This window comes from Leptolyngbya sp. NK1-12, assembly GCF_032598965.1.
Classification (GTDB): domain Bacteria; phylum Cyanobacteriota; class Cyanobacteriia; order Elainellales; family Elainellaceae; genus Elainella.
Genome location: NZ_CP053586.1, coordinates 5,680,048 through 5,706,559, shown reverse-complemented (window position 1 = coordinate 5,706,559; position 26,512 = coordinate 5,680,048). Strand labels below are relative to the sequence as shown.

General features: G+C 49.8%; 26 protein-coding genes. 21 read left to right on the top strand and 5 right to left on the bottom strand.

The genetic code is table 11. The annotated features are described in order from the left end of the window. Positions 1 to 33 precede the first annotated feature (33 nt). On the bottom strand, positions 34 to 876 hold the full coding sequence (locus HJG54_RS24330; RefSeq protein ID WP_316431811.1) for a DUF1206 domain-containing protein: 843 nt from the start codon (positions 874 to 876) through the stop codon (positions 34 to 36). A gap of 213 nt (positions 877 to 1,089) precedes the next feature. Between HJG54_RS24330 and HJG54_RS24325 the strand changes: the two genes are divergently transcribed. The 12 genes from HJG54_RS24325 (at position 1,090) to HJG54_RS24270 (ending at position 14,209) form a co-directional block, all read left to right on the top strand. Then, the gene (locus HJG54_RS24325; protein ID WP_316431810.1) at positions 1,090 to 2,742 is read left to right on the top strand and encodes an AAA-like domain-containing protein; all 1,653 of its coding nucleotides are present in this window, start codon (positions 1,090 to 1,092) and stop codon (positions 2,740 to 2,742) included. 293 nt (positions 2,743 to 3,035) lie between these two features. Then, positions 3,036 to 4,019 (top strand): transglutaminase-like domain-containing protein, encoded by a 984-nt coding sequence (locus HJG54_RS24320; protein WP_316431809.1) that lies wholly within the window; start codon positions 3,036 to 3,038, stop codon positions 4,017 to 4,019. A gap of 14 nt (positions 4,020 to 4,033) precedes the next feature. Beyond that, positions 4,034 to 4,390 (top strand): hypothetical protein, encoded by a 357-nt coding sequence (locus tag HJG54_RS24315; protein ID WP_316431808.1) that lies wholly within the window; start codon positions 4,034 to 4,036, stop codon positions 4,388 to 4,390. A 41-nt stretch (positions 4,391 to 4,431) separates the two neighbouring features. Next, the gene (locus HJG54_RS24310; protein WP_316431807.1) at positions 4,432 to 4,683 is read left to right on the top strand and encodes a hypothetical protein; all 252 of its coding nucleotides are present in this window, start codon (positions 4,432 to 4,434) and stop codon (positions 4,681 to 4,683) included. Between the two features lie 339 nt (positions 4,684 to 5,022). Then, positions 5,023 to 5,751 (top strand): hypothetical protein, encoded by a 729-nt coding sequence (locus tag HJG54_RS24305; RefSeq protein ID WP_035999723.1) that lies wholly within the window; start codon positions 5,023 to 5,025, stop codon positions 5,749 to 5,751. 106 nt (positions 5,752 to 5,857) lie between these two features. Then, on the top strand, positions 5,858 to 6,763 hold the full coding sequence (locus HJG54_RS24300; protein WP_316431806.1) for a hypothetical protein: 906 nt from the start codon (positions 5,858 to 5,860) through the stop codon (positions 6,761 to 6,763). A 122-nt stretch (positions 6,764 to 6,885) separates the two neighbouring features. Then, the gene (locus HJG54_RS24295) at positions 6,886 to 7,509 is read left to right on the top strand and encodes a hypothetical protein (protein WP_316431805.1); all 624 of its coding nucleotides are present in this window, start codon (positions 6,886 to 6,888) and stop codon (positions 7,507 to 7,509) included. Between the two features lie 11 nt (positions 7,510 to 7,520). Next, positions 7,521 to 7,970 carry a hypothetical protein gene (locus tag HJG54_RS24290; protein WP_316431804.1) on the top strand — a complete coding sequence of 150 codons (450 nt, stop codon included), beginning with the start codon at positions 7,521 to 7,523 and terminating at the stop codon, positions 7,968 to 7,970. Between the two features lie 345 nt (positions 7,971 to 8,315). Next, on the top strand, positions 8,316 to 10,034 hold the full coding sequence (locus HJG54_RS24285) for a DUF5995 family protein (RefSeq protein WP_316431803.1): 1,719 nt from the start codon (positions 8,316 to 8,318) through the stop codon (positions 10,032 to 10,034). Between the two features lie 66 nt (positions 10,035 to 10,100). Next, a complete protein-coding gene (locus HJG54_RS24280; RefSeq protein WP_316431802.1) occupies positions 10,101 to 11,297 on the top strand; it encodes a hypothetical protein in 1,197 nt (398 codons plus the stop codon). 177 nt (positions 11,298 to 11,474) lie between these two features. Continuing rightward, complete coding sequence (locus HJG54_RS24275) at positions 11,475 to 11,945, top strand: LuxR C-terminal-related transcriptional regulator (protein WP_316431801.1); 471 nt, start codon at positions 11,475 to 11,477, stop codon at positions 11,943 to 11,945. A gap of 56 nt (positions 11,946 to 12,001) precedes the next feature. Next, positions 12,002 to 14,209, top strand: a complete 2,208-nt coding sequence (locus HJG54_RS24270; RefSeq protein WP_316431800.1) for a sensor histidine kinase — start codon at positions 12,002 to 12,004, stop codon at positions 14,207 to 14,209. Positions 14,210 to 14,443: 234 nt separating this feature from the next. Here the strand turns inward: HJG54_RS24270 and HJG54_RS24265 are convergent, their stop codons facing one another. Together HJG54_RS24265 and HJG54_RS24260 are read right to left on the bottom strand one after the other, a co-directional pair. Next, complete coding sequence (locus HJG54_RS24265; protein ID WP_316431799.1) at positions 14,444 to 14,629, bottom strand: DUF559 domain-containing protein; 186 nt, start codon at positions 14,627 to 14,629, stop codon at positions 14,444 to 14,446. A 448-nt stretch (positions 14,630 to 15,077) separates the two neighbouring features. Continuing rightward, the gene (locus tag HJG54_RS24260; RefSeq protein ID WP_035999744.1) at positions 15,078 to 15,263 is read right to left on the bottom strand and encodes a hypothetical protein; all 186 of its coding nucleotides are present in this window, start codon (positions 15,261 to 15,263) and stop codon (positions 15,078 to 15,080) included. Between the two features lie 160 nt (positions 15,264 to 15,423). Between HJG54_RS24260 and HJG54_RS24255 the strand changes: the two genes are divergently transcribed. From HJG54_RS24255 to HJG54_RS24215, 9 genes are all read left to right on the top strand, one after another. After that, complete coding sequence (locus tag HJG54_RS24255) at positions 15,424 to 15,555, top strand: hypothetical protein (protein ID WP_316431798.1); 132 nt, start codon at positions 15,424 to 15,426, stop codon at positions 15,553 to 15,555. Continuing rightward, a complete protein-coding gene (locus HJG54_RS24250) occupies positions 15,552 to 15,776 on the top strand; it encodes a hypothetical protein (protein ID WP_316431797.1) in 225 nt (74 codons plus the stop codon). The genes HJG54_RS24255 and HJG54_RS24250 overlap by 4 nt, the downstream gene beginning before the upstream one ends. Positions 15,777 to 15,877: 101 nt before the next feature. Then, on the top strand, positions 15,878 to 16,675 hold the full coding sequence (locus HJG54_RS24245; protein ID WP_316431796.1) for an SDR family NAD(P)-dependent oxidoreductase: 798 nt from the start codon (positions 15,878 to 15,880) through the stop codon (positions 16,673 to 16,675). Positions 16,676 to 16,790: 115 nt separating this feature from the next. After that, a complete protein-coding gene (locus HJG54_RS24240; protein ID WP_316431795.1) occupies positions 16,791 to 17,276 on the top strand; it encodes a DM13 domain-containing protein in 486 nt (161 codons plus the stop codon). An 86-nt stretch (positions 17,277 to 17,362) separates the two neighbouring features. After that, a complete protein-coding gene (gene egtB, locus HJG54_RS24235; RefSeq protein WP_316431794.1) occupies positions 17,363 to 18,637 on the top strand; it encodes an ergothioneine biosynthesis protein EgtB in 1,275 nt (424 codons plus the stop codon). Positions 18,638 to 18,656: 19 nt separating this feature from the next. Next, positions 18,657 to 19,634, top strand: a complete 978-nt coding sequence (gene egtD, locus HJG54_RS24230; protein ID WP_316431793.1) for an L-histidine N(alpha)-methyltransferase — start codon at positions 18,657 to 18,659, stop codon at positions 19,632 to 19,634. A gap of 248 nt (positions 19,635 to 19,882) precedes the next feature. Beyond that, positions 19,883 to 20,704 (top strand): hypothetical protein, encoded by an 822-nt coding sequence (locus tag HJG54_RS24225; RefSeq protein WP_316431792.1) that lies wholly within the window; start codon positions 19,883 to 19,885, stop codon positions 20,702 to 20,704. A 63-nt stretch (positions 20,705 to 20,767) separates the two neighbouring features. Further along, entirely contained in the window at positions 20,768 to 23,485 is a 2,718-nt protein-coding gene (locus HJG54_RS24220; protein ID WP_316431791.1) for an MGH1-like glycoside hydrolase domain-containing protein, read from the top strand. Continuing rightward, positions 23,430 to 24,284, top strand: a complete 855-nt coding sequence (locus HJG54_RS24215) for an MIP/aquaporin family protein (RefSeq protein ID WP_316431790.1) — start codon at positions 23,430 to 23,432, stop codon at positions 24,282 to 24,284. Before HJG54_RS24220 ends, HJG54_RS24215 begins: the two co-directional genes overlap by 56 nt. 176 nt (positions 24,285 to 24,460) lie before the next feature. On the opposite strand, the gene HJG54_RS24210 is transcribed toward HJG54_RS24215, so the two are convergent. Together HJG54_RS24210 and HJG54_RS24205 are read right to left on the bottom strand one after the other, a co-directional pair. Then, positions 24,461 to 24,631: a hypothetical protein gene (locus HJG54_RS24210; RefSeq protein ID WP_316431789.1), complete on the bottom strand. Its 171-nt coding sequence runs from the start codon at positions 24,629 to 24,631 to the stop codon at positions 24,461 to 24,463. Positions 24,632 to 26,039: 1,408 nt separating this feature from the next. Further along, on the bottom strand, positions 26,040 to 26,246 hold the full coding sequence (locus tag HJG54_RS24205) for a hypothetical protein (RefSeq protein ID WP_316431788.1): 207 nt from the start codon (positions 26,244 to 26,246) through the stop codon (positions 26,040 to 26,042). Positions 26,247 to 26,512 lie beyond the last annotated feature (266 nt).

Sequence of the window (26,512 nt, the reverse complement as noted above, 5' to 3'; positions counted from 1 at the left end):
TACTGCTGTGCCGACTCATGGAGCACCTCAGAATCAAAGAAAGCGTCGATAGCGGGCTTCTACGAGTGAGTAAATGCTGTAGGCAATTAGTCCCAATGAAACTAGGCCCAAAAGCCATGCTCCGTAAGGTTGTTGAGCTAGAACTGCCAGTGCTTCTCCTAAGCCTTTGGCCTGACTGGCATCGGATTGGAGGGCCGCGAGGACAAAAAATAGGCCAATGATGGCGAATACAATGCCCCGTGCGGCAATACCGAATTGACCAGCTCGTTTGGCCCAGCGTTGTTCGGTCGGACTCATTTCCTGCTGTTTGAATTGGCGCTGAAACTTGGCAGTATAGGCTTCATAGAGGTAGGAAAGTCCGACTGCAATCACAACTACACCCGCTAAACCGACTAGCCATTGACCGAAGGGTTGGGCAAGAAAGCGGGCGGTCCAATCTTGGGTGGCGTTGCCATCACCTCCACCTCTGCCAAGAATCAGCTTGACGGCGGTGATCGCGAGTCCGGTGTAGGCTGCTGCGCTGAAGGCATAGCCTAGCCGCTGGGCAACGCGCTTGGGAGTTATACTTTCGTTAGCATGTTCCGGATCGAGAATGGTTTGGGCCAACCGCCAGCATACATAGCCGATAATACCGATGGTGATTAAGCTGAGCAGAAATTTACCAAACGGCTGTACTACGATTTCGCGCAGCGCGCCCTGGGTATCGGTAGTTCGGCCTCCGGCACCGAAGGCAGCCTGAGCTGCCAGTAGCCCTACCACGAAGTAGACGACTCCTTTGGCGGCAATGCCAAACCGAGAGAGACGCTCGAACCAGGGATGGCGAGTTGCCTGCTGAATAGATTGGGGCACTGGGGCCGATGGGTTGCGTCGGGTCATGGCAGGTCTAAAGTAGTTTTTAAGCTTAAATTAGCCTGGTTGTAAGGGAGGGTATAAGCTTCTAAAGGTAGAGAAATGGGTGGATAGGTACTGCGATGGGTGCTGCATAGGTTTTGGAGTGATAGGGGCTATCTGGCAGATGGCAACGGGCGGCAAAACAGGCTACTCTCAAATCAGCCCCTAGGCTTGATCGACTGCTGATTGAGGCTGTTTATGATTCAGGGCAAGCGCAGATATCGGATTTGGGGGGTGGTGGTTGAACGCCAGACCCGACAACCGCTTGGAGGGATGCGGGTAGAGGCTTGGGACAAGGATCCGCTGTTTGATGATCTGCTGGGTACGGCAATCACAAATGAGCAGGGGGCGTTTCAGATTGAGTTTGATGAGACTTATTTTCAGGAATTATTTTTGGATCAGTATCCTGATATTTTCTTTCGGGTGTTCTGGGGTGGAAAACTAATTAAATCCACTGAAGATGCGGTTTTGTGGAATACGCAATCAACGCAAGTGCAAATTGCTTTGGAAGTCGATTTTCTGAGCGAGCAAGGAATTGAGGGTTGGAACCTATCTACAGCCAATCAAGGAATTGGACTCGAATCGGCCTATCCTAGCTATTACAAAGTGGGGGGAAGTTTGGAATATCAGCATCCTACCTACATTGTGCGCCAAGCAGATCACGAACTTTATCAAAGCTTGCAGAATGGCGAGTTTTGTTATGTGCTGAACTCTCGGCAGATGGGTAAGTCGAGTCTGCGAGTGCAGATGATGAAACGGTTACAGCAGCAGGGAGTCAAATGTGCTTCGATTGACATGATGCGGATCGGCAGTGATGTGACTTCGGCGGAATGGTATGGCGGCGTGGTCTCAGAACTGATTCGTGGCTTTGGGTTGACTGGTAAAATTAACTTTAGCGCTTGGTGGCAGGAGCGGGAGTTGCTGGCTCCGGTGCAGCGGTTCAGTGAATTTATTGAAGATGTATTGCTGGTGGAATTTGACCAAAATATTGTGATCTTCATCGATGAAATTGACAGTATTCTCAAGTTTCCGTTTCGCAATGATTTTTTCTCGTTTGTGCGTAATTGCTATAACCGACGGGCAGATTATCCGGAGTACAAGCGGTTGACGTTTGCGTTTTTGGGGGTTGCTACCGCGTCGGATTTAATTGCGGACCGGAATCGAACTCCGTTTAATATCGGACGGGCGATTGCGCTGGATGGCTTTCAAATCGATGAGGTGCAGCCGTTATTTCAGGGCTTGGCGGGTAAGGCAGCGAATCCGCAGACGGTGTTGCGAGAGGTGCTGAACTGGACGGGCGGGCAGCCGTTCTTGACCCAAAAGCTTTGCAGTCTGATTGCGGCATCTGCGGTGTTTATTGCCAAGGGGAAAGAGGCGAAAGCGGTTGAAGCCATCGTGCGGGCCAAAATTCTCACTGATTGGCAGGCGCAGGATGAACCGGAGCATCTGCGCACGATTCGGGATCGGCTGTTGGGGGATGAGGCGCGGAGTTTGCCATTGCTGCGCCTTTATCGGCAAATGCTGCTGAGGGGTTCGCTGGTGGCGGATGGCAGTATGGAGCAAATGCTGCTGAGGCTTTCGGGGGTAGCGGTGCAGCGGCAGGGTAAGCTTTATCCCTATAACCGAATCTACCAAATGCTGTTTAATTTGAATTGGGTGGAGCAGGAAATTGCGCAACTTCACTCAGTCAGCCATCCTCATTCATTTCAATACCTATTCCAATATCTATTCCAATATTTCCAATTGCAGCATCACAGAACAAGACTATCGTGGCTGGTTTTAGCAACGCTGGTAATATTGCTAGTCTCTGGTTTTATTTTGCGCAGCAGCTTACAGCCTTTTTCAGGCTAGTGAAGTACGAAAAACGGGGTGTAGGGGCAGTGACCCTGCGTGAGAGCGAAGCTCCCACACCCCCTATACCTCACATGAGTGAAAAACGCTGTAGCTTTCTAAAGCTTTCTGAAACACAACGCTGAGGATGTCGATTTTGGCAAAGCCGTATTCGCATAGAAATCTTCTCAGCCCCCTGTGCTCTGGTCACTCGAATGTGCTACCTGGTTCAGCCGACCAAGGTTATGTGACTAGTCGCTCAATCTCCAACATTTCTAATCTGGTAGCAGTAATCACTTAATCGAGTTCCACCTATGAGGCGTTATGCTGCTCCGCCGCTCAGTTTGCCCCAGGTGAACTTGGGCTTGATTCCGAAGGGTTATCTGGGCACTCAGTCCACGTTGAACCATATCCAGGTGTTAATTCAAGCGGGAGCGAAAGACTTCTATGTGCGTCAGAAGGCGATCGATATTCTGCTGGAAAAGGCAATTCGACCTAAGGATTATCTAGGAGAAATCAAAGCTCTGTTTGAGTGGGTGCAGCAAAACGTTCGCTATACCAAAGATCCCTTTCGGGTAGAGGTGTTGCACTCAGCCCGACGAATGTTGGAACTACGGGCAGGTGACTGTGACGACATGGCAATTTTACTGGGTTCTATGCTGGAGGCAATTGGGCATCCGGTACGGCTTGTGATCACAGGACCTGATCCACTGCGACCTAAACTGTTTAGCCATATTTACCTAGAGGTTTTTCATCAAGGGCGCTGGATTCCGCTCGATGCCACCATGCCCTACCCCATGGGCTGGGAACCTCAAACGTTTGTCAAACAAGTGATTCCTATGGAGAGAAAAGCCACCATGATGCATTCACCTCCAGTTTCCTATGGGCTTGCACCAATGTCCTCACCAAACTGGCTGCCGGGTCTAATTCAATCCGTAAGGCAGGGAGGGATTCAGCCGAACGACTCCCGCATGAAAGCGCTCCTGGATCTACTCCACCAGCGGCAACTGCTCCGCCAAAAGCCTCGCTTAGCCAAAAAGCTCAATTTCATCTGGGCGCGTGGACTATCGGCGCGTCCCTATCCGAAGACGGCACGAGGGTTAGAACGCTCGCTACAACAATGGGGAATTTTGCCCACATCGCCAATCCCTTTACCGGCGCAATCGGGTCATCGCCCTCAAATGCAACCTTCCACACAATCTGTTCGGCCTGTTGCACTACGTGCCGTGGGAAAAGTGAAACCGGTTGCCTCGGTGGCTCCCATTGCTCCGACTTCTGCGCCGATTGCTCAGCAGTGATTGAGGGAATTGATATGAAGCCAATGAAGCGCCTGCAAAGAGTGGATTCTTCCCCTTCAGCCCAATTCATCCACTCTGGCTCTCTGGGTCAAAGTATTCACCAGGGCAAAACCCTCTACCGACAGTTCAATCACGTTGAGGCATCGCAATCAATCACGGTTAAACATTCTCGATTAATACCACCCGTTGTTGTAGACCTAGGTGAATTAGTGGGCGTGATCTATCGATCGGATAAGGGACAATCAGGACAGCCACAGGCATACATTCATTTCATGCAAGCTCCGCCTCGCTTGGTCAGTAATGTGGAAGGTACTCAGCTTTATATTGTGGGAGGAAGTTATCGGATTACTGCAAAGGGAATCGAAGGCTAATGAGACTTTAAATCGTTGAAGTACTGTTTGAGGAAGGCAACATGTCATGGGGACAACCGCTGGGGTTGGATGAGTTGATGATTGTGAATCCTGGTCCGTCTGATGCCGCTTACTTTTTGGGAGAAGATGGTACGCTGTATCAGGTGCAGGGATTAGGCCAAGCAGAGGATCTGGAGGTTGGACAGTATTTTCTAGGGGAAGATGGCACGCTGTATCAGGTGCAGGACATAAACCTAAGTGAAACGTCTCAAATGCTATCCAGACAACATCCATGCCGATGTATGAAGAAATAATGGCGTTGCTGAATTTAAGATGATTTTGCCCCCCACCCCCAATTCTGGGGGGCTAGAGCTACTCAAGGTCCTCCAAAATCGGGGGGGTTAGGCTTCGTTCGTGGAACGCGCTCCGTGAGCAACGTGAGACTTCGGCGTGAGCACTGCACCTTCGACTCAGTTCAGGTCAAAGCCTTCGGTGTCAGAAAAATCAGTCGAGCGCTCAGCCGAACGGGGGCAGGAGGAAACGAAACTCTAAATAAATCATTTCTCATTCAGCAACACCGAAATAATTTATGCCTGAATTGATTGCTGATGAGTGTTTTTTACAATCCCATAACTAAACAAGGAGTTCGATTCATGGGAAAAGTTCAAGGCGTTAAGGAAAAACTCCACTTTCCAATTTACGATGCCTTTTTCGTGAAAGGTCGTCCTTCACCTGAGCAACCAAGGAGCGATACGAACAAGCCGCAAACATTCATGGAGGCTATGACCGATCCAAGAATGATCCGGTTTTTTGTCGATGTGCAAAATAAAACTCGGTTAGAAACGAATTTACAAGCATCTGGTGTTTTACCTAGCCTGAATACATTTGAGGCACGGGCGATGCGGGTAGTGGTTTCAGCGATTTGCTCAACCGCAAACCAACTGAATCGCCAGAAACTTTTAGAAATGGCTAGAACTTACAGCGGTTCAGCTAAGGATCAAACGGCTGAAAATCAATTCATCGATCTAATCCAAACTGAGTGTAATCGAGTTTGTTCAGGTTGTAGCTTAGTTTTGTCTGAGTTGATCTATAACTCAGTCACTACACTGCTAGTCGGCGAGAAAACAATGATCGAAATGCCCACGTATTTCTTCCCATCGGGGGCAGGTGTTCATTCAGGCAGCAGCGTCATCTCCAATCATGGAGAGCCTGATCCGATGGCTACATTTCGCTTCGCTGAACCCGTCATCATTGAACCGCAACAAAACTTCCGAGTTGAGATGTTATTTCCCCAGGGAGTGCCAAAAGCGTTATCGCAAGTGGAAGGTGTATTTAGAATCTGGGTTGTTTTGGATGGCTACCTGACGCGGGATGTGCAGTAGACAGTGCAGTAATCAACGCAGTAACAAGGATCCACTGTAGACCAACGCTTATCAAGCACAATGAACACTTAATCGGGACACAACGAAGAATTATCCGGGAGAAAACATGATGAACCACATGATGGGCACTGGCTATCTGGGTGAAACCAGAATGGGACCGGACGGCAATCTGTATCAGTGGGTAGAAGGCATTGATGGATTGGGCAATCCGATTGGTTTTTGGAACAAATTGAAGAAACTAGGGAAACGGGCCGTTCGGACGGCTGCCCGCTATTATCCGCCTGCGCAGGCCCTGAAACTAGTCAGCCCAGGATCGGGCTACGACGGGCTGGGATCCCTATATCAAGCTGCGGATGGGAGCCTATACCAAATGCAGGGATTGAGTGGAGATGAGGAGGGCATGGGAGCCGATGATTTGACGCAAGTCATGGGTTTCGGTAGCTATTTGGGGGAAACTCGCATGGGGCCAGATGGCAACGTCTACCAATGGGTGCAGGGCGTAGATGGTTTAGGGAATCCAATTGGCTTCTGGAAGAAATGGAAGAAGAAACTGCGCGGATTTGTGCAGAAAACATTGCCGTTGGCCCAAAAAATCGCGCCGTTTGTTCCCGGCGGATCGGCAGTTTTGACAGCCGCAACCCCATTTCTGAAACAGGCGGGAATCGCTGGCCATAACGGGTTGGGAGCCTTATATCAAGCTCCCGATGGAACCTTGTATCAGATGCAGGGACTGGCGGAAGACGAAGCACTCTATGGCTACGGAGAAGATGAGGAGCTACAGGGACTCGCGGAAGAAGATCTACAGGGGCATGGAGAAGAAGAGTTAGATGGATTAACTGAGGATGAAGAATTGCAGGGATATGGTGAGGAGGATGAGATGCAGGGTATGGAAGGTTATGTTCGGCAAAATAACATGAGTGGGCTGGAGAGGTATGAGCCGCAGCAAGCTCCCACAACTCGTTGGTTCAATCCACCGAGTCAAACGCCAGAAATTTGGAAGGCACCGTGGTAGGAACTAGGCCTGATCAACTAAGCAGATGCACTTCCTACCGCATCTAATTCAGACCACTAAACAGTTTATGGAATAAGGTCAGGAATATGCAATTCCAACAATCACCAACAGCAATGAGATCGATGAATCGAGTCTCGTCGGAAACCTCAATGCCGATCAAGGCTGAGCCGAGCATCAAGGAAATTCCCTACGACTATGTTGCAACGTTCAAACTCCTGGGCAAACCAGGGAACCGGGTGCAGGATGTACTCAACATCAGCGTTGAAGGAGCGTTTGTGGCGGTGGCAATCGGGTATAGCTTCATTCCGGCCCCGCTCAATTTGTCCGCGTTGCCACCCATTCCGACACCCACTCCCACGCCCACGCCAATCCCGATCGTCTCGGCGTTATCCGATTCCGCATTTGACTGGGTGCTCAAACATATTATTGAACCCATCATCGATCCACGGGTGCTGATGCGATGTTGGGCGCTGCGGATGTGCGGGATCGATTTCAAATACAGCATTGTTGACAGCGGCAGTGGACGAGAGTTGCAGAATCAGCCGATTCATAACCTTGCAGGGCTAGGGGAAGCGAGTGGCGATCGCCCCTTCCGTCCGCTTGCTAAACCGATGATGTTCACGCCGCGATCGACAATTCGGATTGAGATTGAGGAAATCTCTACAGGCTCCCTTTATGAGGGTGCTCAGCTTTATTTCGTCTTGCACGGTTACAAATTATTGGGGTATGGAACAGGATTGCCATGAACGGGGGTGCCATGAACATTTGTCAAAGTTGCGGGATTCCTCAAGATGCTGGCTTTTTTGATGAGTCAACTATAAAATCAGCCCCGCCTTTGGGTGAAGAATTGGTTTTAGCTCGCTATGAGCTGCATCGCAATTACTGCGGCATGTTGATGTACTTTGCTCAATTCACTAACAAATACGCCAGCGATCCAACCAAGGTGAGAACACCCGGCTATCAATGGCAAATTCGCTGCAATGGTCAACCTCGCGATCCCTATCTTGCCTTTCAACATATCATCAACCCTTGGGGCTTATCTGGCTTTCCAGTTTATTTGCGGTTAGAAGAGGGATGCGCGCTAGAGATTGTGATTCGGAATCTCTCTGCTACCGCTCCAGAACAACTGCTAACTGAGGTAGGTGGACGCATTCTGGGACGCTACTGGTACAACCATATCTACGGCGGTGCACCCAATCGGCTGTAGGAATCGTTGGGATCGGGTTGGGCGGGCATTTACTGTTGGGCGGGCATTTACTAAGAGACTGTTTGTAAATGAATTTTAAGAGGCTAGAATCGACTTCCCATCTGATCCTCCCTAACCCTCCTTAAATAAGGAGGGAACCGAGTTAAATCTCTGAAGTCCCCCTTTTTAAGGGGGATGTAGGGGGATCTCAATCTTTGTTTACAAACAAGCTCTAAGGAGAGCAGTAAATGGTGAATAGTGTTTCGGTGAGGGGTGAGGGGTAGGGGGTGAGAGGTAGGGGGTGAGGGGTAGGGGGTTTACTATAAAGCGCTCGGGTGAGTAACTGAGTGATGGCTAGGAGAACTCATGGCATACATATCGACACAAGGATTAGGACAAGCTTCGGATCCAGAACATTCTGATCGTGATCCGGGTTCCAGTTCAGTGAGACCGTCTGGAGAGGTTTTACCTTACCGACAAGCTATGGAGTCGATTGGCAAAGGATTGCAAGAGGAATACAAACGCAATTGTGCGGGGGTAACCGTCTTGAGGACGCTCAGTCGAGAATCGCTGACGCCGTTAGAGAAGGTGAAAAAACTAGAGCGAAAACTGGAAGTGATCTCGCGCTTGGTGCAAGGGCAAAAACTGATATCTAAGATGGTTGGAAAATACCGCATGGGGAAAATTAGCAAGAAACAGCTTGTTGCATCTCTTCAAGGTATTCTGCACGCCTTTCCAGAACTGAAGGAGTTTCCTTTTCCCCAGGGATATGCGGTCGGTTCTGAAGCCCAAGAGCGAGCTAAAGTTCAATGTGAACTCAGTCAAGCCCGCTGGGAGTGGTTCGCCTCACAATCTGGCAGGCCAGTTGCTCGCAGAGCAGCTTTGAATGGTTTGGGGGTGGGTCAAGCAACATCCGGCAATGTTTGTTCTGGCTACAAACCAGGCGAAATAAAAACTTCAAAAACTCAGAAGGGGCACTTGCCGGTTGACGTTCGTTTAACAACCCGTGGTTTGGAGATTGCTGATTTTGGAGTGAATTGGCGTGGTGTTAAAGAAGCTACGAAACAAGAGCAACTTTTAAAAGACTGGCTGAGCAAGTTTGAATCGAATCCAAATTATCGATTACGCATCATTGGATATAGCGATTGCATTGGGAAAGAAAAAAATAACAACTTTCTCCGAGAAGGTCGAGCCAAACGTGTCTATGAACTGTTGGGGAAAAATGCCCGATCGCAAACAATTTTTGTCGGTTCAGCCTCTCCGGGTACATATATCACTGACAACAGTACTGTTGAAGGGCGAGCTACCAACAGAGGGGTGGTCATTGAAATTTACACGCCGAAGCCAAGCTGTCCTTACGCTTTGAAGGATGCACTGAAGATTGAACTTGATGCGGCTCGTAAAACTCTTGGATTGAGTGCCCATGTTGCTAAAAGCTTTTTGAGAAGCGTGGGTGCACTTGATGCACGCGGAAGATTCACAGAAACGATTCTGGATAACAAATATTGGTTCGCAAAACTTTATGAACTAATTACTTATTACGAGATTGCGGAAGTCCAACGATTTGAACATCCAGGCTTTGTCCTACACTTTATTCCTATCTTTTACAATCTATACCACGAATCACTCCAAAATTTCTGGCAAGGGAAGCTAAATCAGATCAGTCAACTGTGGATCAATCATTTTCAAACTGCTGGTCGGCCCAGTTGGAACTCTGTGTCTGGATTTGCAAATCAGGTACTCAAGAGTATTGTTACAGGAGTGGCAGCCCATATTCAGGGAGATATGGCAATTGCCCTTGAGCAAGCTTATCGCTCGTATACAGCGAAGTATTGCCTATCTAATCTGCGTTTCGATGATTTTCGGAAAGATTTCTTTGAAAATAATCGTCCTATTTTTGAAATGGTTCAGGCTGCTTTTTTCCTTGAGTTGTCGCGTCGCGGTCCATTTCCTGTTCGTCCGGACGTGGGTCAGTTCATCATTGGAACGGGAGCACAGTTAATGGGGGGTGGTCTTGATATTGACGAAGTCTATCGTTGGCGGGCAGAAGCCTGGGAAAAGGCTAAGAAGCGACTTGGTCAATAATGCTCTGGAATGCTCTGGAATGCTCTGTACTCACATTATGAGGCAAGTGTCCGTGGGAGACCCGTTATGTATGTATTAACCGACGAAGGGTTGGGGCAAATTATAGCCGCAATTGATGTGGAGAAAGCAGTGCGACTAAATCGCTACTATGGTAAGGAGTTGGGCTGGGCTGCCCAATACGAGCAGATTGCCGCTCTGGTCGGATTTCCTGGGTTCACAACCTATCCTCCAGATGAGAAGGGATTTGCTGAGGCGATTGCCCGTTGGCAACAGCGCCAGGGGCTAAAAGGGTCGGGCATTGATGGTGTTATTGGCGACAAAACCTGGTTATTGATGCGGATTGCTTTGGAAACGGAATCTGGATTAGGGGCTTTGGGTAAATCGGTCACGATTCGCCCCAAACAAGTCAGAAATCTAATCAAAGCCCGCGATCCGGAGCTTTATGCTCTGATCGCCCCAATTCCGCTACCTTGTAAAGTCAGCAAAGGTGCGTGTGTGTTCAAGGAAGTACGGCGGGAAGTGATTGGGGGGAATCAGCATATTTGGGCGTTAGCGGTTCAATTTTCGGTGGCATCTCTAGCCGATGGCGGAAAAACGCTAGAATTTTCACCCACTCAAAACACTGTAAAGGGGAAAACTGTGATTACGCACCGGATTCTGATTGAAGTCAATCCACTCAGATTGGACCGTCCGGAGCTGAAAAAACAAATACCCAAGGACCAAGATCGACTGGAATTTCTAGTTGCAGAATCCTTGTTTCATGAGTTGATTCATGCGGTAATTTTAATCGAACGATCGCTGCCGTTAGGAGTTGTTCACACTAATGTATTCCTTGAGTTTGATCGGCTTTGGAAAACAGCAAACTCAACTCGGTTGCAGCAGGAGAGGCTTGCCGTCAAACAGGCATTACAAAAATTGCTGGCCCTGGCCGGTGTTCAGACAACCAATCCTACTGCTGTCATAGACAATTATTTTCAATTCCTGATCAACGAGAAATATGCGAAGCAACTGGCAGCCGCCGCGTTCGGTCATCCAATCAACAATGATCAAGTCGCGGCCAGTTACAGCAAGGTTGCAGCGGCCAGAATCGAAAGCAGTGGCACTCCCCTCAGCGATGTGAGGCTTTGGAGGCAAGGCGTCAATCAACTCTCGGAAACCGTCAAGCGTCTATACGACAAGCTTGATCTTCTGCCAGAAATGGTTCCGTCACCGACCTATGGGCCACCGCTAGTTGTTTTAGAACCACCAATTCTAAAGCTGTAGACAAAAATACTGTTTCTCAAAGAGCATGAACTTCTAATTTTTTTAAAAGGTACCCTCATGGGTACTACCCAGCGCTGCGCTTTCTCTCTAGGATCAAGTTCTCAATCTGCTCATAACAGAGATGCCGTTACAGAGATGTCGTTACAGAGATGTCGTTACAGAGGAGCAGCAGCAGCTATGCAGTCTATCCAGTCTATCCAGCCTACCCGACCCATACAGGCAAGCAGTGAATGCCGATTTTGCAATGTTTTAGGTGATTTTTATCTGGAAAATTATCATTACCTAATCATCTGTCCTGAAAATCAGTTCGAATCTGTCGCGGGACAGGCATTCAAGTTTCCTCTCAGCCGTTTTATAGATTCCGCCGTGGGGCAATTGAGGATGCAGGGAAAAGAGTGTGTGATTGTGGAAGATGATTCTAATCAAGCAAGCGCTTCAGATGGGACAGCCTTGTTGACAGAAAGGGAATTTCAGATTGTGCAATTGATTGCTCAGGGGTGTTCAAACAAACAGGTCGCTCATGGATTAAAGATTAGTGAGTGGACGGTTTCAACTCATCTGCGCCGGGTTTTTGCCAAACTGGGGGTAGACAGTCGGGCGGCAATGGTCTATCGGTGCTCTGCGCTGCTCAACAGCTCAAAGTGTTGAGATTTATATTATTTTGCAGGGAATTATAAAGCCGGCTGTTTCTCTTCTCTGAAGCTATGGCGTTAAAAGTCCCGGTCCGGCAGTCTGTGTTCAAGCAGCTGTCTCTGCGCCTGATTCTAATTGTGCCCTTTGTGCTGCAAATTTCTGTAGCGGTTGGGTTGACTGGTTATTTGGCAATTCGTAATGGTCAAAAATCAGTCAACACGATCACGTCTCAACTGCGGAGTGAGATCAGCAGTAACATCAATCAGCAAATTCTCACGTATCTAGAGAAGCCCTACATTGTGAATCAGATGATTGCGGCTGGGATCGCGGAAGGGCAAATTAGTATCACAGATATGCCTGCGCTGGAGCAGCTCTACTGGCGGTTGGTGAATCAGGGCACGGTCGATTTTTTGCAAACGGGGACTGCTACAGGAGCGAATGTGCTGGTGGAGCGTTTGGAAGAGGGATTGATTGTGGCCCGAACTGGAGAAGCCTCCGACCTCCCCAAGCGCCAGAGTTATCGGCTGGATCACCAGGGTAGACGGGTTGAGCAGCTTAAAACACAGGAGTTTGATCCACGCACGCGCCCTTGGTACAGAGCCGCACAGGAAAACGGTGAACTAACTTGGAGCGAGATTTTTATAGCGGCATCAGGTTCAAGAGCAACGATTTCTTTGTCTCAACCGCTTTACAGTAAGACGGGCCGGTTTTTAGGGGTACAAAATAACAATTTTCGGCTGGCTCGCATCCATGAGTTTCTTAAGCGGGTGGCGGTGGGACAGACTGGGCAAACGTTTATTGTCGATCGCTCTGGGAAGCTAATTGCCAGTTCAGTGGTTGAGCAACCCTACAAAATTCAAGGAGAAGTGCTAAACCTTGTAGCTGCGAAGGACACTGAGAATTCGGTGATTCGGGCTACTGCAAACGCTTTGATTGACCGATTTGGCAGTTTTGGTCAAATTGCTCAAGTTCAACAGCTAGAGGTGCAAATCAATGGTGAGCGTCAATTTGTGCAGATTTCTCCGCTTCAAGATGGACGTGGCATTGACTGGTTTAGTGTTGTGGTGATTCCAGAATCAGACTTTATGGCAGAAATTGACGCGAACACTCGCACTACAATTTTGCTTTGTCTGGCTGCGCTGATGATGGCCACGATTGTGGGTATCTACACGTCGCAGTGGATTGCTCAGCCGATTTTGCGCCTGAGTCAGGCATCTGAGGCGATTGCGGATGGGGCGTTTGATCAAAGTGTGAACCCGTCTAAGGTTCGGGAGTTGGGGGTTTTGGCCCGCTCGTTTAATCGGATGGCACAGCAGTTGCGGGAATCATTCACGGCGTTGGCACAAACGAATGAACAGTTGGAGCAACGAGTGGAGGAACGCACCATTGAATTAAGTAATACCCTACAAGAGCTGCAACGCACTCAGTCGCAGATGATTCAAGCTGAGAAGATGTCGAGTTTGGGGCAGTTGGTGGCTGGGGTGGCGCATGAAATTAATAACCCGATGAATTTTATTCATGGGAATATGACGCATGTGAGTCAGTATGCGCGGGATCTTTTGGAACTGGTGCAGCTTTATCAGCAGGAATTTCCTACCCCTACTGCGGCGATTGAAGCTAAAGTTGAGGAAATTGACTTGACGTTTCTCACCGAGGATATGCTGAAGCTGCTCAACTCGATGAAGCTGGGAACGGAACGGATTCAGGAAATTGTCAAATCGCTGCGAACGTTTTCTCGGTTGGATGAGGCTCAGGTGAAAGAGGTGAATATCCATGAGGGGCTGGAGAGTACGCTGTTGATTTTGCAGCACCGGCTGAAGGCGAATGGGAATCGTCCGGAGATTCTAGTAATGCGAGATTATGGTGATCTGCCGCTGGTGGAATGCTATCCGGGCCAGCTAAATCAGGTATTTATGAATGTCTTGGTGAATGCGATTGATGCGTTGGAGGAAGGCAACGTAAAGCGGACGTATCAGGAGATCAAGAGTAACCCGAATCAAATCGTGATTCGTACTTCAATAGTGAATGCAGCATGGATACAAATTGCCATTGCTGATAATGGTCCTGGGATATCGGAGGCGGTGCAGCCGTATATTTTCAATCCTTTCTTTACGACGAAGCCGGTGGGTAAGGGAACGGGAATGGGAATGTCGATTAGCCATCAAATCGTTACTGAGAAGCATGGGGGAAAATTGGACTGTTTTTCTACTGTTGGGGTGGGAACGGAGTTTGTGATTCAAATTCCTATTCGTTTAGAAGTCGGTTCGACTGATGCTTAGAGAGGTTTGTTGGCGAAAGCTTGAATGCTTCGAACTGGACAGTCAAGAACTGGACAGTCAAGCCTTCACCGTTGAGCCAAATAATTGAGGGGAATATGTCACCTTTGTAGCCCTCACCCTAAATCCCTCTCCCCAAAAGCTACTGGGTATACACAAATCCTCTCAGCCCCCGTTCGGCTGAGCTCACGTCGAAGCCTAAATCCCCCATTCTGGGGGACTTTGAGTCGAGCGGGATTAGGGGTCAATAGCTTTGACAATTTCTGTAAGGACAGCCGTTAAGTCTGACATCACAGCTTGGTTCTTAAAGCGAATGACTCGATATCCCAGTTGATGCAGTTGCTCGGTGCGGGCAGCGTCACGCTCGACTTGCTGAGCGCCTCTCAGCCCCCTTTTCTTGAACTCGCAGGTGCTAGGCCCCATAGATGGCGGACTTCCGAGCCAGATCACTGGGCCAGATCACTGGGCTTACCGGATCGAATGATCAACTTTGTCTAATCAAAGTCCCCCAGAATGGGGGATTTAGGGGGCGATAAAGACTGAAACGAAATCAGTTAAACTACTTATGTATAAATGTATATACATGGTAGCCCCAAAAAGGGACAGGGACTTCAATCCGGCTCTCCTTCAGACAGGGAGAAGGGGTTGGGGGATGAGGGCAAATTTGCAAAAATGACATGCTTTCTAATTGAGTTGGATAGTTGAGCTGGATAGGATATAGAGGAATATTGATGGGCAGCCGGTGTTTGGTGGGCAGGGCTTGCAGGTGAATGATCCCAAGAGCAATTGGTGATGAAATCGGCTTTGAGCCATTTCGACAAGCAGCAGATCAAATCTGAGCAGAGCTGCAATCTGAGTTGGATGCTTAAGCCTAGTCAAGCTCGTCTAAGCGATGCTTGTCGATAATCTGCTGAATCTCCGGCTTGTTCAGATAGTCTTCGATCGCTTCGTTCATTAGCGCATTGACCGAGATCTCTTTGACAGCAGCAATAATCTTGAGGAGCTTATCCACATCCTCAGACACATAGATCCTGACTTGGGGCTTACGTTTCGGCATAAGCCCTATTTTCTCTTATGCAAAATAACGGTGAGGGTAATATACATATATGGCTATAAGGCAATTGCCAGCAAAGAATTTTTCTTGTATGATGCTTTCAGATCAAAAAACGCCCAGAACCTTTGTCATATCTGGGTTAGATCCCTATGGAGTAAAAGCCATGATTACCCTCTCCGACGATGAAGTCGTCCTGATTCGCTCGTTGCTGACGGCCCTGCGCAGCATCAAAGTCCGCGATATCGATAAAGCCCTGGTTATCCTGGCCAAACACGACCAAGGAGGAAACGCATGATTGTGCTCACCGACGAGCAGGCGATTGTGGTGCATCGCTTGCTCACCTGCATCCTGCTAAACGAGACCTATCGCCTCGCGGATGTGGAAGATGCGCTGGTTTGGCTGTCGCCGGAAAATCGCCAGATCCTCTGTCCGTTTGATTCGCTCTGGTCGAAAAACCTGGCGGAGGAAATTGTGCGACAGTTGCGGATTGGAACGGACCCATCATCTCTCTCATAAAATCATTAGAACTGCCTCAGCAAGCTCTCAGGCAAGCAGCTCATTCTGGAGTGTAATCGAATCCACACGGCTTGTTCTGAAGCGTTATGGGAGGTGAGTTGATGAAATTGGCAGGTAAGGTGGCGCTGGTGACGGGCAGCAGTCAGGGGATTGGGCAGGCGATTGTGATCCGGTTGGCGGCAGCGGGGGCCAAGGTGGTGATTAATTATCGCTCTCATCCAGAGGGGGCGCAGGAAACCCTGGCTAAGGTTGAGGCGATGGGGGGACAGTGCCATATGGCCCAGTGTCCGCAGTCTCAGGGATACACGGTGCAGGCTGATTTGAGCAGCGTGGCGGAAGTGCAGCAGTTGGTGGCGGAGAGCATCGCGCATTTTGGTCAGTTGGATATCCTGGTGAACAATGCTGGCATTGAAAACCATGCGCCGTTTGAGAACGTCACGGAAGCAGATTATGATGCGGTGATGAATGTCAACTTAAAGGGCGTGTTTTTTGCAACGCAGGCGTTTGTCAACCATTTGGTAGCGACGCAGCGAACGGGCAAAGTGATCAACATTAGTTCGGTGCATGAGGAACTGCCTTTTCCGAATTTCACGGCCTATTGCGCCAGTAAGGGCGGTATGAAAATGCTGACCCGTAACCTGGCGGTGGAGCTGGGGCCGCTGGGTATCACAGTCAACAATGTGGCACCGGGGGCGATTGAAACGCCAATTAACACGAAGCTATTGAACGATCCAGAAAAATTGGCTGCGTTGCTGCACAACATTCCACTGGGGCGGTTGGGTCAGCCTCAGGATGTGGCGGCTCTGGTGGAGTTTCTGGCGTCATCGGATGCGGATTACATCACGGGGTCTACGTTCGTGGTCGATGGTGGGCTGCTCTGGAATTATCAGGAGCAATAGAAGTTTATGGAAATGACTCTTTTCCTGCGAAGGGAGCGGTAGATCTAACGTTGACCCCTATTGTGAATGGGCTACGGGTCGGTGAACACTTAGTTAAAAAAATGAGGTAACGATAATGAAGCGGAAACATTTTGGCATGCTGGTGATTGCGGCTTTTCTGGTGGTTAGCTGCGCTGAATCAAAGCCTACTAGCGCGGAGTCGTCGCCACCGGCTGAGGCGGTTAGTCAAGCCTCTCCTGCGACCGAGGTCGCTACGAAGTCGGGCACGTTTGCGGCTGGAGAACACCCGACGACGGGAACGGTTCGGGTTGGGACTGAGAATGGGCAGCAATTTATTGAACTGGGGGAGGATTTCAAAACGTCTGAGATGGGGCCTGATCTGGTGGTGATTCTGCATCAGGATGCGGATGTGCTCGGCTCAACTCAGCCACCGGCCTATGCGCTAACGGCAGATAGCTATGTGGTGATCGCGCCGCTGCAACAGTTTCAGGGAGCACAGCGGTATGAGATTCCTGCCAACGTCAACTTGTCTGACTATGCGTCGGCGGCGATCTGGTGTCGCAGATTTAACGCAACGTTTGGTGCGGCTACGCTCCGCTAGATGTATAGTAGACACGGCAGTCCTTACGTTTTCTGGAAGGAATCGCGAATATGAATGGTCATTCTACTGAGGATAAGACTCAATCTATGATTTTGTCGAATTTCGCATTGCAGCGAGAAACACGGCTGCTGATTGAGCAGTATCAACAGGTGCGGCAGTTGAGTGAACAAATTTGCCAACCTCTGGCTATCGAGGATTATGTGATCCAGAGTATGGCGGATGTGAGTCCGCCGAAATGGCATTTGGCCCATACTAGCTGGTTTTTTGAAACTTTTTTGCTGGTGCCCCATCTGCCGGGTTATCGGGTTTTTCATCCTCAGTATGGCTATTTGTTTAATTCCTACTACGAGGCGGTGGGGCAGCGTCATCCGCGACCGCAGCGGGGGTTGCTGTCGCGTCCAACGGTGGAGGAGGTTTATCGGTATCGGGCTTATGTGGATGATGGCATGCGTTCGCTGCTCGATGCTTCGCTCAATTCCTCGCTCGATCCGGCGGTGGAAGCTCTGATTCGATTGGGGCTGCATCATGAACAGCAACACCAGGAATTGTTAGTAATGGATATTAAGCATATCCTGGCGCTGAATCCATTGCGTTCTGCCTACCGTTCAGATTTGCCTGCGTCGCCTGTTCCTAGCTCTACTAAAGAGCATTGGCTGGACTATCCGGGTGGGTTGTATTCTATTGGTTACGCGGGCAACGAATTTGCCTTTGATAATGAATCTCCCCAGCATTCGGTTTATTTGCAAGATTACTGGCTGGCGGCGCAGCTTGTGACCAACGGTGAGTACCTGGAATTCATGCAGGCTGGCGGCTACAGTCAGCCGGAATACTGGCTGGCGGAGGGTTGGGCAATGGTGCAAGCGGCTCAATGGCAGGCTCCTTTGTATTGGGAGCCGATCGACGGTGAGTGGTGGGTGATGACGTTGGCGGGAATGCGTCCAGTTAATCTGGATGAGCCGGTGTGTCATGTCAGTTTTTATGAGGCGGATGCCTTTGCCCGCTGGCGGGGAAAACGCTTGCCAACCGAAGCGGAGTGGGAGGTGGCAACGGCGGGAGTTGCGGTACAGGGTAATTTTCTGGAAACCGGGTATCTGCATCCGATTGCGGCTCAGGGACTGACTCGACCGGACCAATTGTTTGGCGATGTTTGGGAGTGGACGCAGAGCGCCTATTTGCCCTATCCGGGATTTCAGCCGGCGGCGGGCGCGGTTGGGGAGTATAACGGCAAGTTTATGTGCAATCAAATGGTGCTGCGGGGCGGCTCCTGTGCCACGCCTCCTAACCACATTCGTTCGACCTATCGCAACTTCTTTCCGCCTGCGGTTCGCTGGCAGTTTAGTGGCATTCGCCTCGCGGGTTAACCTATTACTATCAAACACCATGACAGCAACGCTCAATCTCAAGTCTCCTGTTGTGCTCTACGATCTGCATCCGCCGCTGGATGATTTTCGAGCCGAAGTTTTGCAGGGATTGCGTCAACCGCAAAAAACCTTTCCGCCTAAATTTCTCTATGACAAACGGGGAGCGGAATTGTTCGATGCGATTTGTACACTGGATGAATACTACCTGACTCGCACTGAGATTTCGATTTTACAGGACAATGCTGCAGCAATTGCCATGCTGATCGGGGATGGGGTATTGATTGAATTTGGGAGCGGCAGTAGTCAGAAGGTGCGGATTCTGCTGGATGCCATGCCGCAATTGGCAACTTATCTGGGATTGGATATTTCTAAGCAGCATTTGCAGGAGTCCTGCAATCGCTTGGTTGCCGATTATCCAGGCTTGGAGGCGATTGCGGTCTGCACCGACTACACACAGCCGATTGCCTTACCTGATATTCCGGCGCTGCGGCATAAACACAAGGTTGGTTTCTTTCCTGGTTCTTCGATTGGCAATTTGGAACCGGCTGAAGTGGTGCAGTTTCTGCGTAATGTCTCGGTGCTGCTAGAACCGCATGGCGATCTGCTGATTGGGGTGGATCTGAAAAAGAGCAAGGAGATTCTGGAACCTGCTTATGATGATGCTCTGGGGATTTCAGCCGCCTTTGCTCTGAATGCGCTGGTGCGAATGAACCGGGAGCTAGGCAGTGATTTTGATTTGAATAATTTTACCTATACTGCCGTTTATAATCCGATTGGACGGATTGAGATGTACATTATTAGCCTGATGGATCAAACGATTCATTTGGGCGATCAGGAACTCGAATTTCGTGCCGGTGAGAGGCTGCGGACGGAGCATTCCTATAAGTACACGGTTGAAGAATTCCAGATGTTAGCGGCAGCTGCTGGATATGGGGTTAAATCGGTGTGGACGGATCCAGAGCATCTGTTTAGCTTGCATTATCTGCATCTGATCTGAATCGAGTGTGGTGCAGAACGTGTTGCAAAGTGTCTGTGTGGAGTGGTGCTGATGCAATTTTATACCAATTCTTAGTTTTAAGTTTTGGCTTCCGGTGAGTCAGCCGAACCGAGTTTTGAATTACGGAAGCTGCATACCGCAACCCATCGAATGCTGTAATCTGTAGCCCGATTAAAGGGAAATGGTATTAGACTGCTCGTGCGGATGCTTTGCTCCTATCTTTTATCCATCAACTTTTCTTACCTATTATGATCTCTACTTCATCTCCTCAATCGTTAACGACGGCTCGGTTACAGCTTCATTATGCGATTCAACCGATTGCGGCAGTGGGTGCGGCTCTGGCGGTGCCTCAGCCGGATGGTAGTCAGGCTAGCCTCTACTGGGATGCCCAACTCCAGAGTTTTGTCGGAAATCTGATCCAGGCGCAGCAGGCGTTTCGAGTAGGGCTTGATCCGGTGAATCTGGTATTGCGGGTGTTGGATGGGCAGGGAGGCACTATTGCTGAGTTGCCCCTGGATGGGAAAACGTTGATACAGGTAATGGATTGGTTAAAGGAGGCGATTGCTCCTTTAGGGGCAGATACCAGCCAAATTCAATTGCTGTCCTATCCGCCCGATGATTTTCCTGATGCTCCGATTGCTCATGGTGCGCCATTTGATGCGGCGGATGCGGATGCGCGTGTGGCTCTTGCAGATTATTACGCGATCAGTAATGCGCTGCTGCAAGGGATTGCGACGAGAACGGCGGCTTCTGCTGTGTATATCTGGCCTCATCATTTTGATATGGCGACTTTGATTGATCGATCGGTTCAAGCGGATGGCTCTCGCACAATCGGGGTGGGGGTGTCGCCAGGGGATACTAGCTATCCCGAACCCTACTGGTATGTCAGTCCCTATCCCTATCCAGCGATTGCCGACCTGCCCGATCTGGCTGGCATCGGAGTTTGGCATACTCACCATTGGGTAGGAGCGGTTCTGACGGCTTCAGCGCTGCATCAAACTGGGTTAGAAAGCAATCGGATCGACCAGCTTCAGCGATTTTTGAACCATGCAATTGAGATTCTCTGGTGAATCTTGGGTTTGGGTTTAATATTCTGTACTTTAGGTGCGGAGTTGACATGGGAGTAGAACACTATGACGGCAGAACACGAACGATTGGCAGCCGCTCGCGCGGGTCAGGTAGCCTGGAAGAAGTGGGGACCATATTTGAGCGATCGGCAGTGGGGAACGGTGCGGGAGGATTACAGTCCCTATGGTGAAGCCTGGGATTATTTCTCTCACGATCAGGCGCGTTCGCGGGCTTACCGCTGGGGTGAGGATGGGATTGGGGGCATTTCTGACGATCGTCAGTTGCTTTGTTTTGGGATTGCGCTCTGGAATGGCAATGACGCGATTCTGAAGGAGCGGCTGTTTGGGTTGACGGGCACGGAGGGCAACCACGGGGAGGATGTCAAAGAGTATTACTTTTATCTGGACAGTACTCCTACCCATTCCTATATGAAATTTCTCTATAAGTATCCGCAGCGGGCCTATCCCTATGGGCAGTTGGTGGAGGAGAATCGACGCCGATCGCGCCGCGATCCGGAGTTTGAGCTGATTGACACCGGCGTATTTGACGAGGATCGCTACTTTGATGTGCAGGTGGAATATGCGAAGGCCGCTGCGGAGGATGTTTTAATCCAAATTAGCGTCACCAACCGGGGACCAGAGGCGCATCCGCTGCATGTGTTGCCGTCTCTCTGGTTTCGCAATACCTGGTCGTGGGATGAGCAGGCGGCCAAACCGATATTGCGCAAGCTGGAAGAGCGGCCGTTTGCGGCGATTGAGGCGGTTCATCCGGTTTTGGGACGGTATCTACTGGATTGCGAGCAGTCGTTGGCTGCGAATATGGCACTGCTGTTTACGGAGAATGAAACAAATCATCAGCAGTTATATGGAGCGCCGAATGCCTCTGCCTATGTCAAGGATGGTATCCATAATTTTTTGATTCATGGTCAGCCGGAGGCGGTGAATCCGGCGCAGGTGGGAACAAAGGCAGCGGTTGATTATCAGATGCGGATTGCTGCGGGTGAAACGCGGGTGATTCGACTCAGATTCAGAAGAGATACAGGTGAGGTCTCTGAATCGGCATTTGCGGTAGAAACGTTTGATCAAGTTTTGCGGCAGCGGCAGCAGGAGGCAGATGAGTTTTATGCTCGGATTGCGCCCTATGAAATGAGCCAGGATCTGCGTGCAGTCCAACGGCAGGCATTTGCGGGGATGCTTTGGAATAAACAATATTATTCCTATTCGGTGGATCGCTGGCTGAAGGGTGATCCAACCATGCCGACCCCATCGCTAGAACGACGCCGAGGTCGCAATCACCAATGGATTCATCTGGAAACGGAAGATGTGCTGTCGATGTGCGACAAATGGGAGTATCCCTGGTTTGCGGCTTGGGATCTAGCCTTCCACACGATTCCGCTGGCGATGATCGATCCGGAGTTTGCGAAAACGCAGCTCGATTTGATGACGCGCGAATGGTATATGCATCCGAATGGACAAATTCCGGCTTACGAGTGGGCGTTTGGAGATGTGAATCCGCCGGTTCATGCTTGGGCAACTTGGCGGGTATACAAGATTGAACAAAAGATGACCGGAAAAGGGGATCGGTTATTTCTGGAGCGGGTGTTTCACAAGCTGCTGCTTAACTTTACCTGGTGGGTGAACCGCAAGGATCGGGAAGGTAGCAATGTGTTTGAGGGCGGCTTTTTGGGATTGGACAATATTGGCGTGTTTGATCGCAGTGCGCCTTTGCCGACGGGAGGCCATATCGAGCAGTCGGACGGCACGAGCTGGATGGGGATGTATTGCCTGAATATGCTGACGATTGCTTTGGAATTGGCGAAGCAGAATCCGGCTTATGAGGATATGGCGACTAAGTTTTTTGAGCATTTTCTCTATATTGCTGATGCGATGAACCACATTGGCGGCGATGGGGCGCAGCTCTGGGATGACGAGGACGGGTTCTACTATGATGTGCTGCATTTGCCGAATGGTGAGCGGCTGCGGATGAAGGTGCGTTCGCTGGTGGGATTGATTCCGCTGTTTGCGGTTTCGACCTTGGAGCCGGCGCTGCTGAATCAGTTGCCTGGTTTTAAGGAGCGCTTGGAGTGGTTTGTTGCGAATCGGCCTGACCTCTGCCGTAATATTGCGTCTCTGGAAACAGAGGGCATGGGGGCGCGGCGCTTGTTGGCAATTGCTCATCCTGAAAAACTGCGGCGGATTCTGGAGCGGATGTTGGATGAAGCTGAGTTTTTCAGTCCCTATGGGATTCGCTCGGTTTCTCGTTATCATGCCGAGCATCCCTATATTTTTGAGGCCGGTGGGCAGCAACATCGGGTGGATTATGAGCCGGCGGAGTCGAGCAGTGGTCTGTTTGGTGGAAATTCCAACTGGCGGGGGCCGGTCTGGTTTCCGGTGAATTTCTTGTTGATTGAAGCGTTGCAGCAGTTTCATCATTATTTGGGTGATGATTTTCAGGTGGAGTGCCCTCAGGGTTCTGGACAGATGCTGAATCTCTGGCAGGTGGCGGCGGAGCTGGCGCAGCGGTTGACGCATATTTTCGGGCGCAATCAGATGGGGCAGCGTCCGGTGCATGGCGGCCATTCAAAGTTCCAGTCTGACCCCCACTGGCGGGATCTGATTCTGTTCTACGAATATTTCCACGGCGATAACGGTGCCGGAATTGGAGCTAGCCACCAGACGGGCTGGACGGGCCTGATCGCCAAATTAATTCAACAGTGCAGTGAATACCATGACTCCTATACTCCAATCTCTGACTTATCACACGCTTCAGCAGCGCCAAGCTAGCCGCAGAAAAGCCTACATTTGTGAACTGGTGGGCGTGACTCTGCTGATCTTCAATGCCTTTACCTGGGCTTGCTGGAATTTTGGTGCCGGTTCGCCGATTGTGCAGTGGATTCCTACCCTTCGATATCGCATGTATCTACAGGCGGTTTGTGTAATCGCGGGGATTGTGGGGGTGGTGTATTCCAAACTGGGTCAGTATGCTGGAGGGCACCTGAATCCAGCGATGACGTTGGGGTTTTGGATACTCAATAAAATTTCGGCTCAGGATGCGCTGGTCTATGTCTTGATGCAGGGAATGGGTGCATTTCTGGGAACGGGATTGGTAAGACTGCTGTTTCCGGATTTGTTTCACAGTATTCGTGGGGCGGTGACGGTTCCGGGTATGGGGGTGCATCCGGCGATTGCACTTGGTGTCGAGACGGTGGCGATGTTTGTGCTGATGCTGGTGGTGCTGGTGCTGGTGAATTCGCGCTGGATGCGCTATACGGGGTGGGCGGCGGCGGTTACTGTCGCGTTGCTCTATCTTCAGGTGGCGCGGTTGACAGGAGCTAGTTTGAATCCGGTGCGATCGCTGGCTCCTGCGGTACTGGCGATGTATTGGCAGAGTCAATGGATTTACTGGATTGCGCCTATTTTGGGGGCTGCTCTGGCGGCGTACTTCTATCGATTGGGAATTGTGGGCACGGGTCAATCTTATTGCTGTAAGCTCTATCATCCATCCCATATTCCCTGCCATCATCATCGCTGTGGGTACAGTAATGCTCGCTTTATTGATGATTTTGCTGCTAGAAAGGGGTAGTAAATCGGTTCTGTTCGGATTGTCACCCAATCGGGCAACCCCATCAGCCAAATTGCTGAGATGGGATTGACTGAGAGTGCCCTACGCAACGGGGCTTCGGCCGTGATCTCAGCAACTCCAAACCTCTAGCCGAACTCCGGAAACAGCAATTAAACTCATCAGAAACCGACATCTACTCAGCGACCTCCGCCATTCAAAACCGCTGCAAATACTACAACCACGTTTGCCCACAGCCGCCCTAAGCCTGACTCAATCGCCAGTAGCCCATCCCCCTCTGCAACGATCGAGCCGTAGCTTTGCAAGAGATAACGGAAGAGATTCGAAACGAGGCGATCGAGTTGAGGCAAGAGGAAAGCGTAATACCAGTTCTTAGTTTTGAGTTTTGAGTTTTGAGTTTTGAGTTTTGAGTTACGGAACCTGCACGATGTAGCCTGTTGAGCTGGGTGATCTGTAGCTCAATCAAAGGGAAATGGTATTATTCGCCAACGGGTTGGCTGTATTAAGAAACAACCTCCTGGACAAACCGGGGATGATGCGGCGGTTTGCTTAGCAAAAAACTGACCGCCTTTACCCGCAAGCAGCTTCAAGCATCAACTGCGGCGATCCCTAATCCTGGCCTTGCCCGTCTGCGGTCTACGCAGTCTATCAAATTTTTGAAGCTCTTGATAATTAAGGCTTTTGGGTCTTCTATTTTAATGACTGGCCTAAAATTGGACTAAATTTTGTCGCCTTTTTTAGAGGATTGAAGCAGAGAAATCGGTTGCTTTTGCCGGTAGCGGAGCGTAGAAACGAGCAGGTGTTTTTCTCAACTAGCCTATAACCTGCCTCATTCTAGACAACACCAATTCCACTATTCCAGGCAAATACTCCTCTTTAACCCTAGTCATTTGTCACCCAAAAATCCATTAACTTTGCAGCAGCCAACTTCTGCCAAGCCCTAGCTCCCGCCAGCGCACTGGATCCCATTTTCACAACTCCTCCAGCCATCTCACTCGTCCCATTTTGAGACTTGTATCTATCAAATTGAGTCTTATAGCAAATCAATGAGTCTTATATTGAGTCAATTCAAGGGAAACCCTGCGTCCAAATTGTTCTCGAATTCAAGTAGCCGCGTAAGAACCCGTTTGAAAAGCCTCCTACATCCCTCACTTCAACTCCACAAACTAAGCAGCCTGCACCGACTCTAGGTAGGACGATAAACCTGTGCAGGCGGGTTTTGTCTTCTGTGTAGGCGCGACGTCTAGCCGCCAGCTAACCTCAATCGGTCTCACGTTAATCTTAATAGTTGCAGAATTAGACTCAATAGAAGTCTACTCATCTAAATATAAGACTAAAAATTAGACAAGCAAGACTCACGATAAGCACACTGAAATCTTCTCCAATTCGGTCATCCCGCTCTATCCAAATCAGATGCAGCGTTTTCACTCATGTGAGGTATAGGAGGTATGGGGGGCACTGCCCCTGCACCGCGTTTTTCGTACTTCACTAACCTGAAATTTGTAGTGCAAGCATCTCGTTTGCGATGGGCAAAATATCCCCACTCCCTTGACCCTTTAATTGATCGTTTAATCGGGCTGAATGACCTATGCCGCCTTGGATTCACAAATTCATTCAAAATCAAACGGTATCCAGGCATTGACTCACACAAAATAGCCCGACAGCAACTGCCGGACTAAAAAACTGACTTAGAACTCCAAAATTGAGAAATTAGACTGCTTCAGCAAACTTGAATTAACTAATCCAGTAGCACTCTGATTAGCTATCCAATGTTTCTTGCCGCTCCTTACGGAAGCGCTCATTCAGTTTATCTAGAATCTCCTGCCGCTCTTTGCGGAAACGCTCATTCAACTTACTCGCGGTTGTCTCACCCCGGTTTTCGATTTGGTGACTTAGGGCAAGCGTCGGAGCAGCAATGGTAGCAAGAGCCAGAGTAGATAGAGCTGCCAGAACTAAACGTCTCATTACAGTATCTCCTTAAGCACCGATAGAAACGAGTTTTTTCAGTGCTTGATTGTTATGATCCGCCACCCACCTGAAACCACTCTGACACTCACCTGAATTCAATCTAATTCTTAGCTGAGAAACCTGAGAAACCTGAGAAACCCCATCCCTCGCCCCTCTCAGCAAAATCTCAGCTTCCCCTGATAGATTACTCCCAGTAAAACGGGATCAAGCACCCAGTCACGCGCTCGACTGGGGCTTTTTGTATTTACCCCCTTTTCCTGTCA

Excerpts from the sequence above, each read along its gene's own strand:
- HJG54_RS24325 (WP_316431810.1), top strand. The coding sequence starts at position 1,090 with ATGATTCAGGGCAAGCGCAGATATCGGATTTGGGGGGTGGTGGTTGAA.
- HJG54_RS24265 (WP_316431799.1), bottom strand. The coding sequence starts at position 14,629 with ATGGGGCCTAGCACCTGCGAGTTCAAGAAAAGGGGGCTGAGAGGCGCT.
- HJG54_RS24305 (WP_035999723.1), top strand. The coding sequence starts at position 5,023 with ATGGGAAAAGTTCAAGGCGTTAAGGAAAAACTCCACTTTCCAATTTAC.
- HJG54_RS24315 (WP_316431808.1), top strand. The coding sequence starts at position 4,034 with ATGAAGCCAATGAAGCGCCTGCAAAGAGTGGATTCTTCCCCTTCAGCC.
- egtD (WP_316431793.1), top strand. The coding sequence starts at position 18,657 with ATGACAGCAACGCTCAATCTCAAGTCTCCTGTTGTGCTCTACGATCTG.
- HJG54_RS24285 (WP_316431803.1), top strand. The coding sequence starts at position 8,316 with ATGGCATACATATCGACACAAGGATTAGGACAAGCTTCGGATCCAGAA.
- HJG54_RS24310 (WP_316431807.1), top strand. The coding sequence starts at position 4,432 with ATGTCATGGGGACAACCGCTGGGGTTGGATGAGTTGATGATTGTGAAT.
- HJG54_RS24330 (WP_316431811.1), bottom strand. The coding sequence starts at position 876 with ATGACCCGACGCAACCCATCGGCCCCAGTGCCCCAATCTATTCAGCAG.
- HJG54_RS24220 (WP_316431791.1), top strand. The coding sequence starts at position 20,768 with ATGACGGCAGAACACGAACGATTGGCAGCCGCTCGCGCGGGTCAGGTA.
- HJG54_RS24245 (WP_316431796.1), top strand. The coding sequence starts at position 15,878 with ATGAAATTGGCAGGTAAGGTGGCGCTGGTGACGGGCAGCAGTCAGGGG.
- HJG54_RS24270 (WP_316431800.1), top strand. The coding sequence starts at position 12,002 with ATGGCGTTAAAAGTCCCGGTCCGGCAGTCTGTGTTCAAGCAGCTGTCT.
- HJG54_RS24240 (WP_316431795.1), top strand. The coding sequence starts at position 16,791 with ATGAAGCGGAAACATTTTGGCATGCTGGTGATTGCGGCTTTTCTGGTG.
- HJG54_RS24260 (WP_035999744.1), bottom strand. The coding sequence starts at position 15,263 with ATGCCGAAACGTAAGCCCCAAGTCAGGATCTATGTGTCTGAGGATGTG.
- HJG54_RS24275 (WP_316431801.1), top strand. The coding sequence starts at position 11,475 with ATGCAGTCTATCCAGTCTATCCAGCCTACCCGACCCATACAGGCAAGC.
- HJG54_RS24205 (WP_316431788.1), bottom strand. The coding sequence starts at position 26,246 with ATGAGACGTTTAGTTCTGGCAGCTCTATCTACTCTGGCTCTTGCTACC.
- HJG54_RS24255 (WP_316431798.1), top strand. The coding sequence starts at position 15,424 with ATGATTACCCTCTCCGACGATGAAGTCGTCCTGATTCGCTCGTTGCTG.
- HJG54_RS24215 (WP_316431790.1), top strand. The coding sequence starts at position 23,430 with ATGACTCCTATACTCCAATCTCTGACTTATCACACGCTTCAGCAGCGC.
- HJG54_RS24300 (WP_316431806.1), top strand. The coding sequence starts at position 5,858 with ATGATGAACCACATGATGGGCACTGGCTATCTGGGTGAAACCAGAATG.
- HJG54_RS24290 (WP_316431804.1), top strand. The coding sequence starts at position 7,521 with ATGAACATTTGTCAAAGTTGCGGGATTCCTCAAGATGCTGGCTTTTTT.
- HJG54_RS24225 (WP_316431792.1), top strand. The coding sequence starts at position 19,883 with ATGATCTCTACTTCATCTCCTCAATCGTTAACGACGGCTCGGTTACAG.
- HJG54_RS24250 (WP_316431797.1), top strand. The coding sequence starts at position 15,552 with ATGATTGTGCTCACCGACGAGCAGGCGATTGTGGTGCATCGCTTGCTC.
- HJG54_RS24295 (WP_316431805.1), top strand. The coding sequence starts at position 6,886 with ATGAATCGAGTCTCGTCGGAAACCTCAATGCCGATCAAGGCTGAGCCG.
- HJG54_RS24280 (WP_316431802.1), top strand. The coding sequence starts at position 10,101 with ATGTATGTATTAACCGACGAAGGGTTGGGGCAAATTATAGCCGCAATT.
- HJG54_RS24320 (WP_316431809.1), top strand. The coding sequence starts at position 3,036 with ATGAGGCGTTATGCTGCTCCGCCGCTCAGTTTGCCCCAGGTGAACTTG.
- egtB (WP_316431794.1), top strand. The coding sequence starts at position 17,363 with ATGATTTTGTCGAATTTCGCATTGCAGCGAGAAACACGGCTGCTGATT.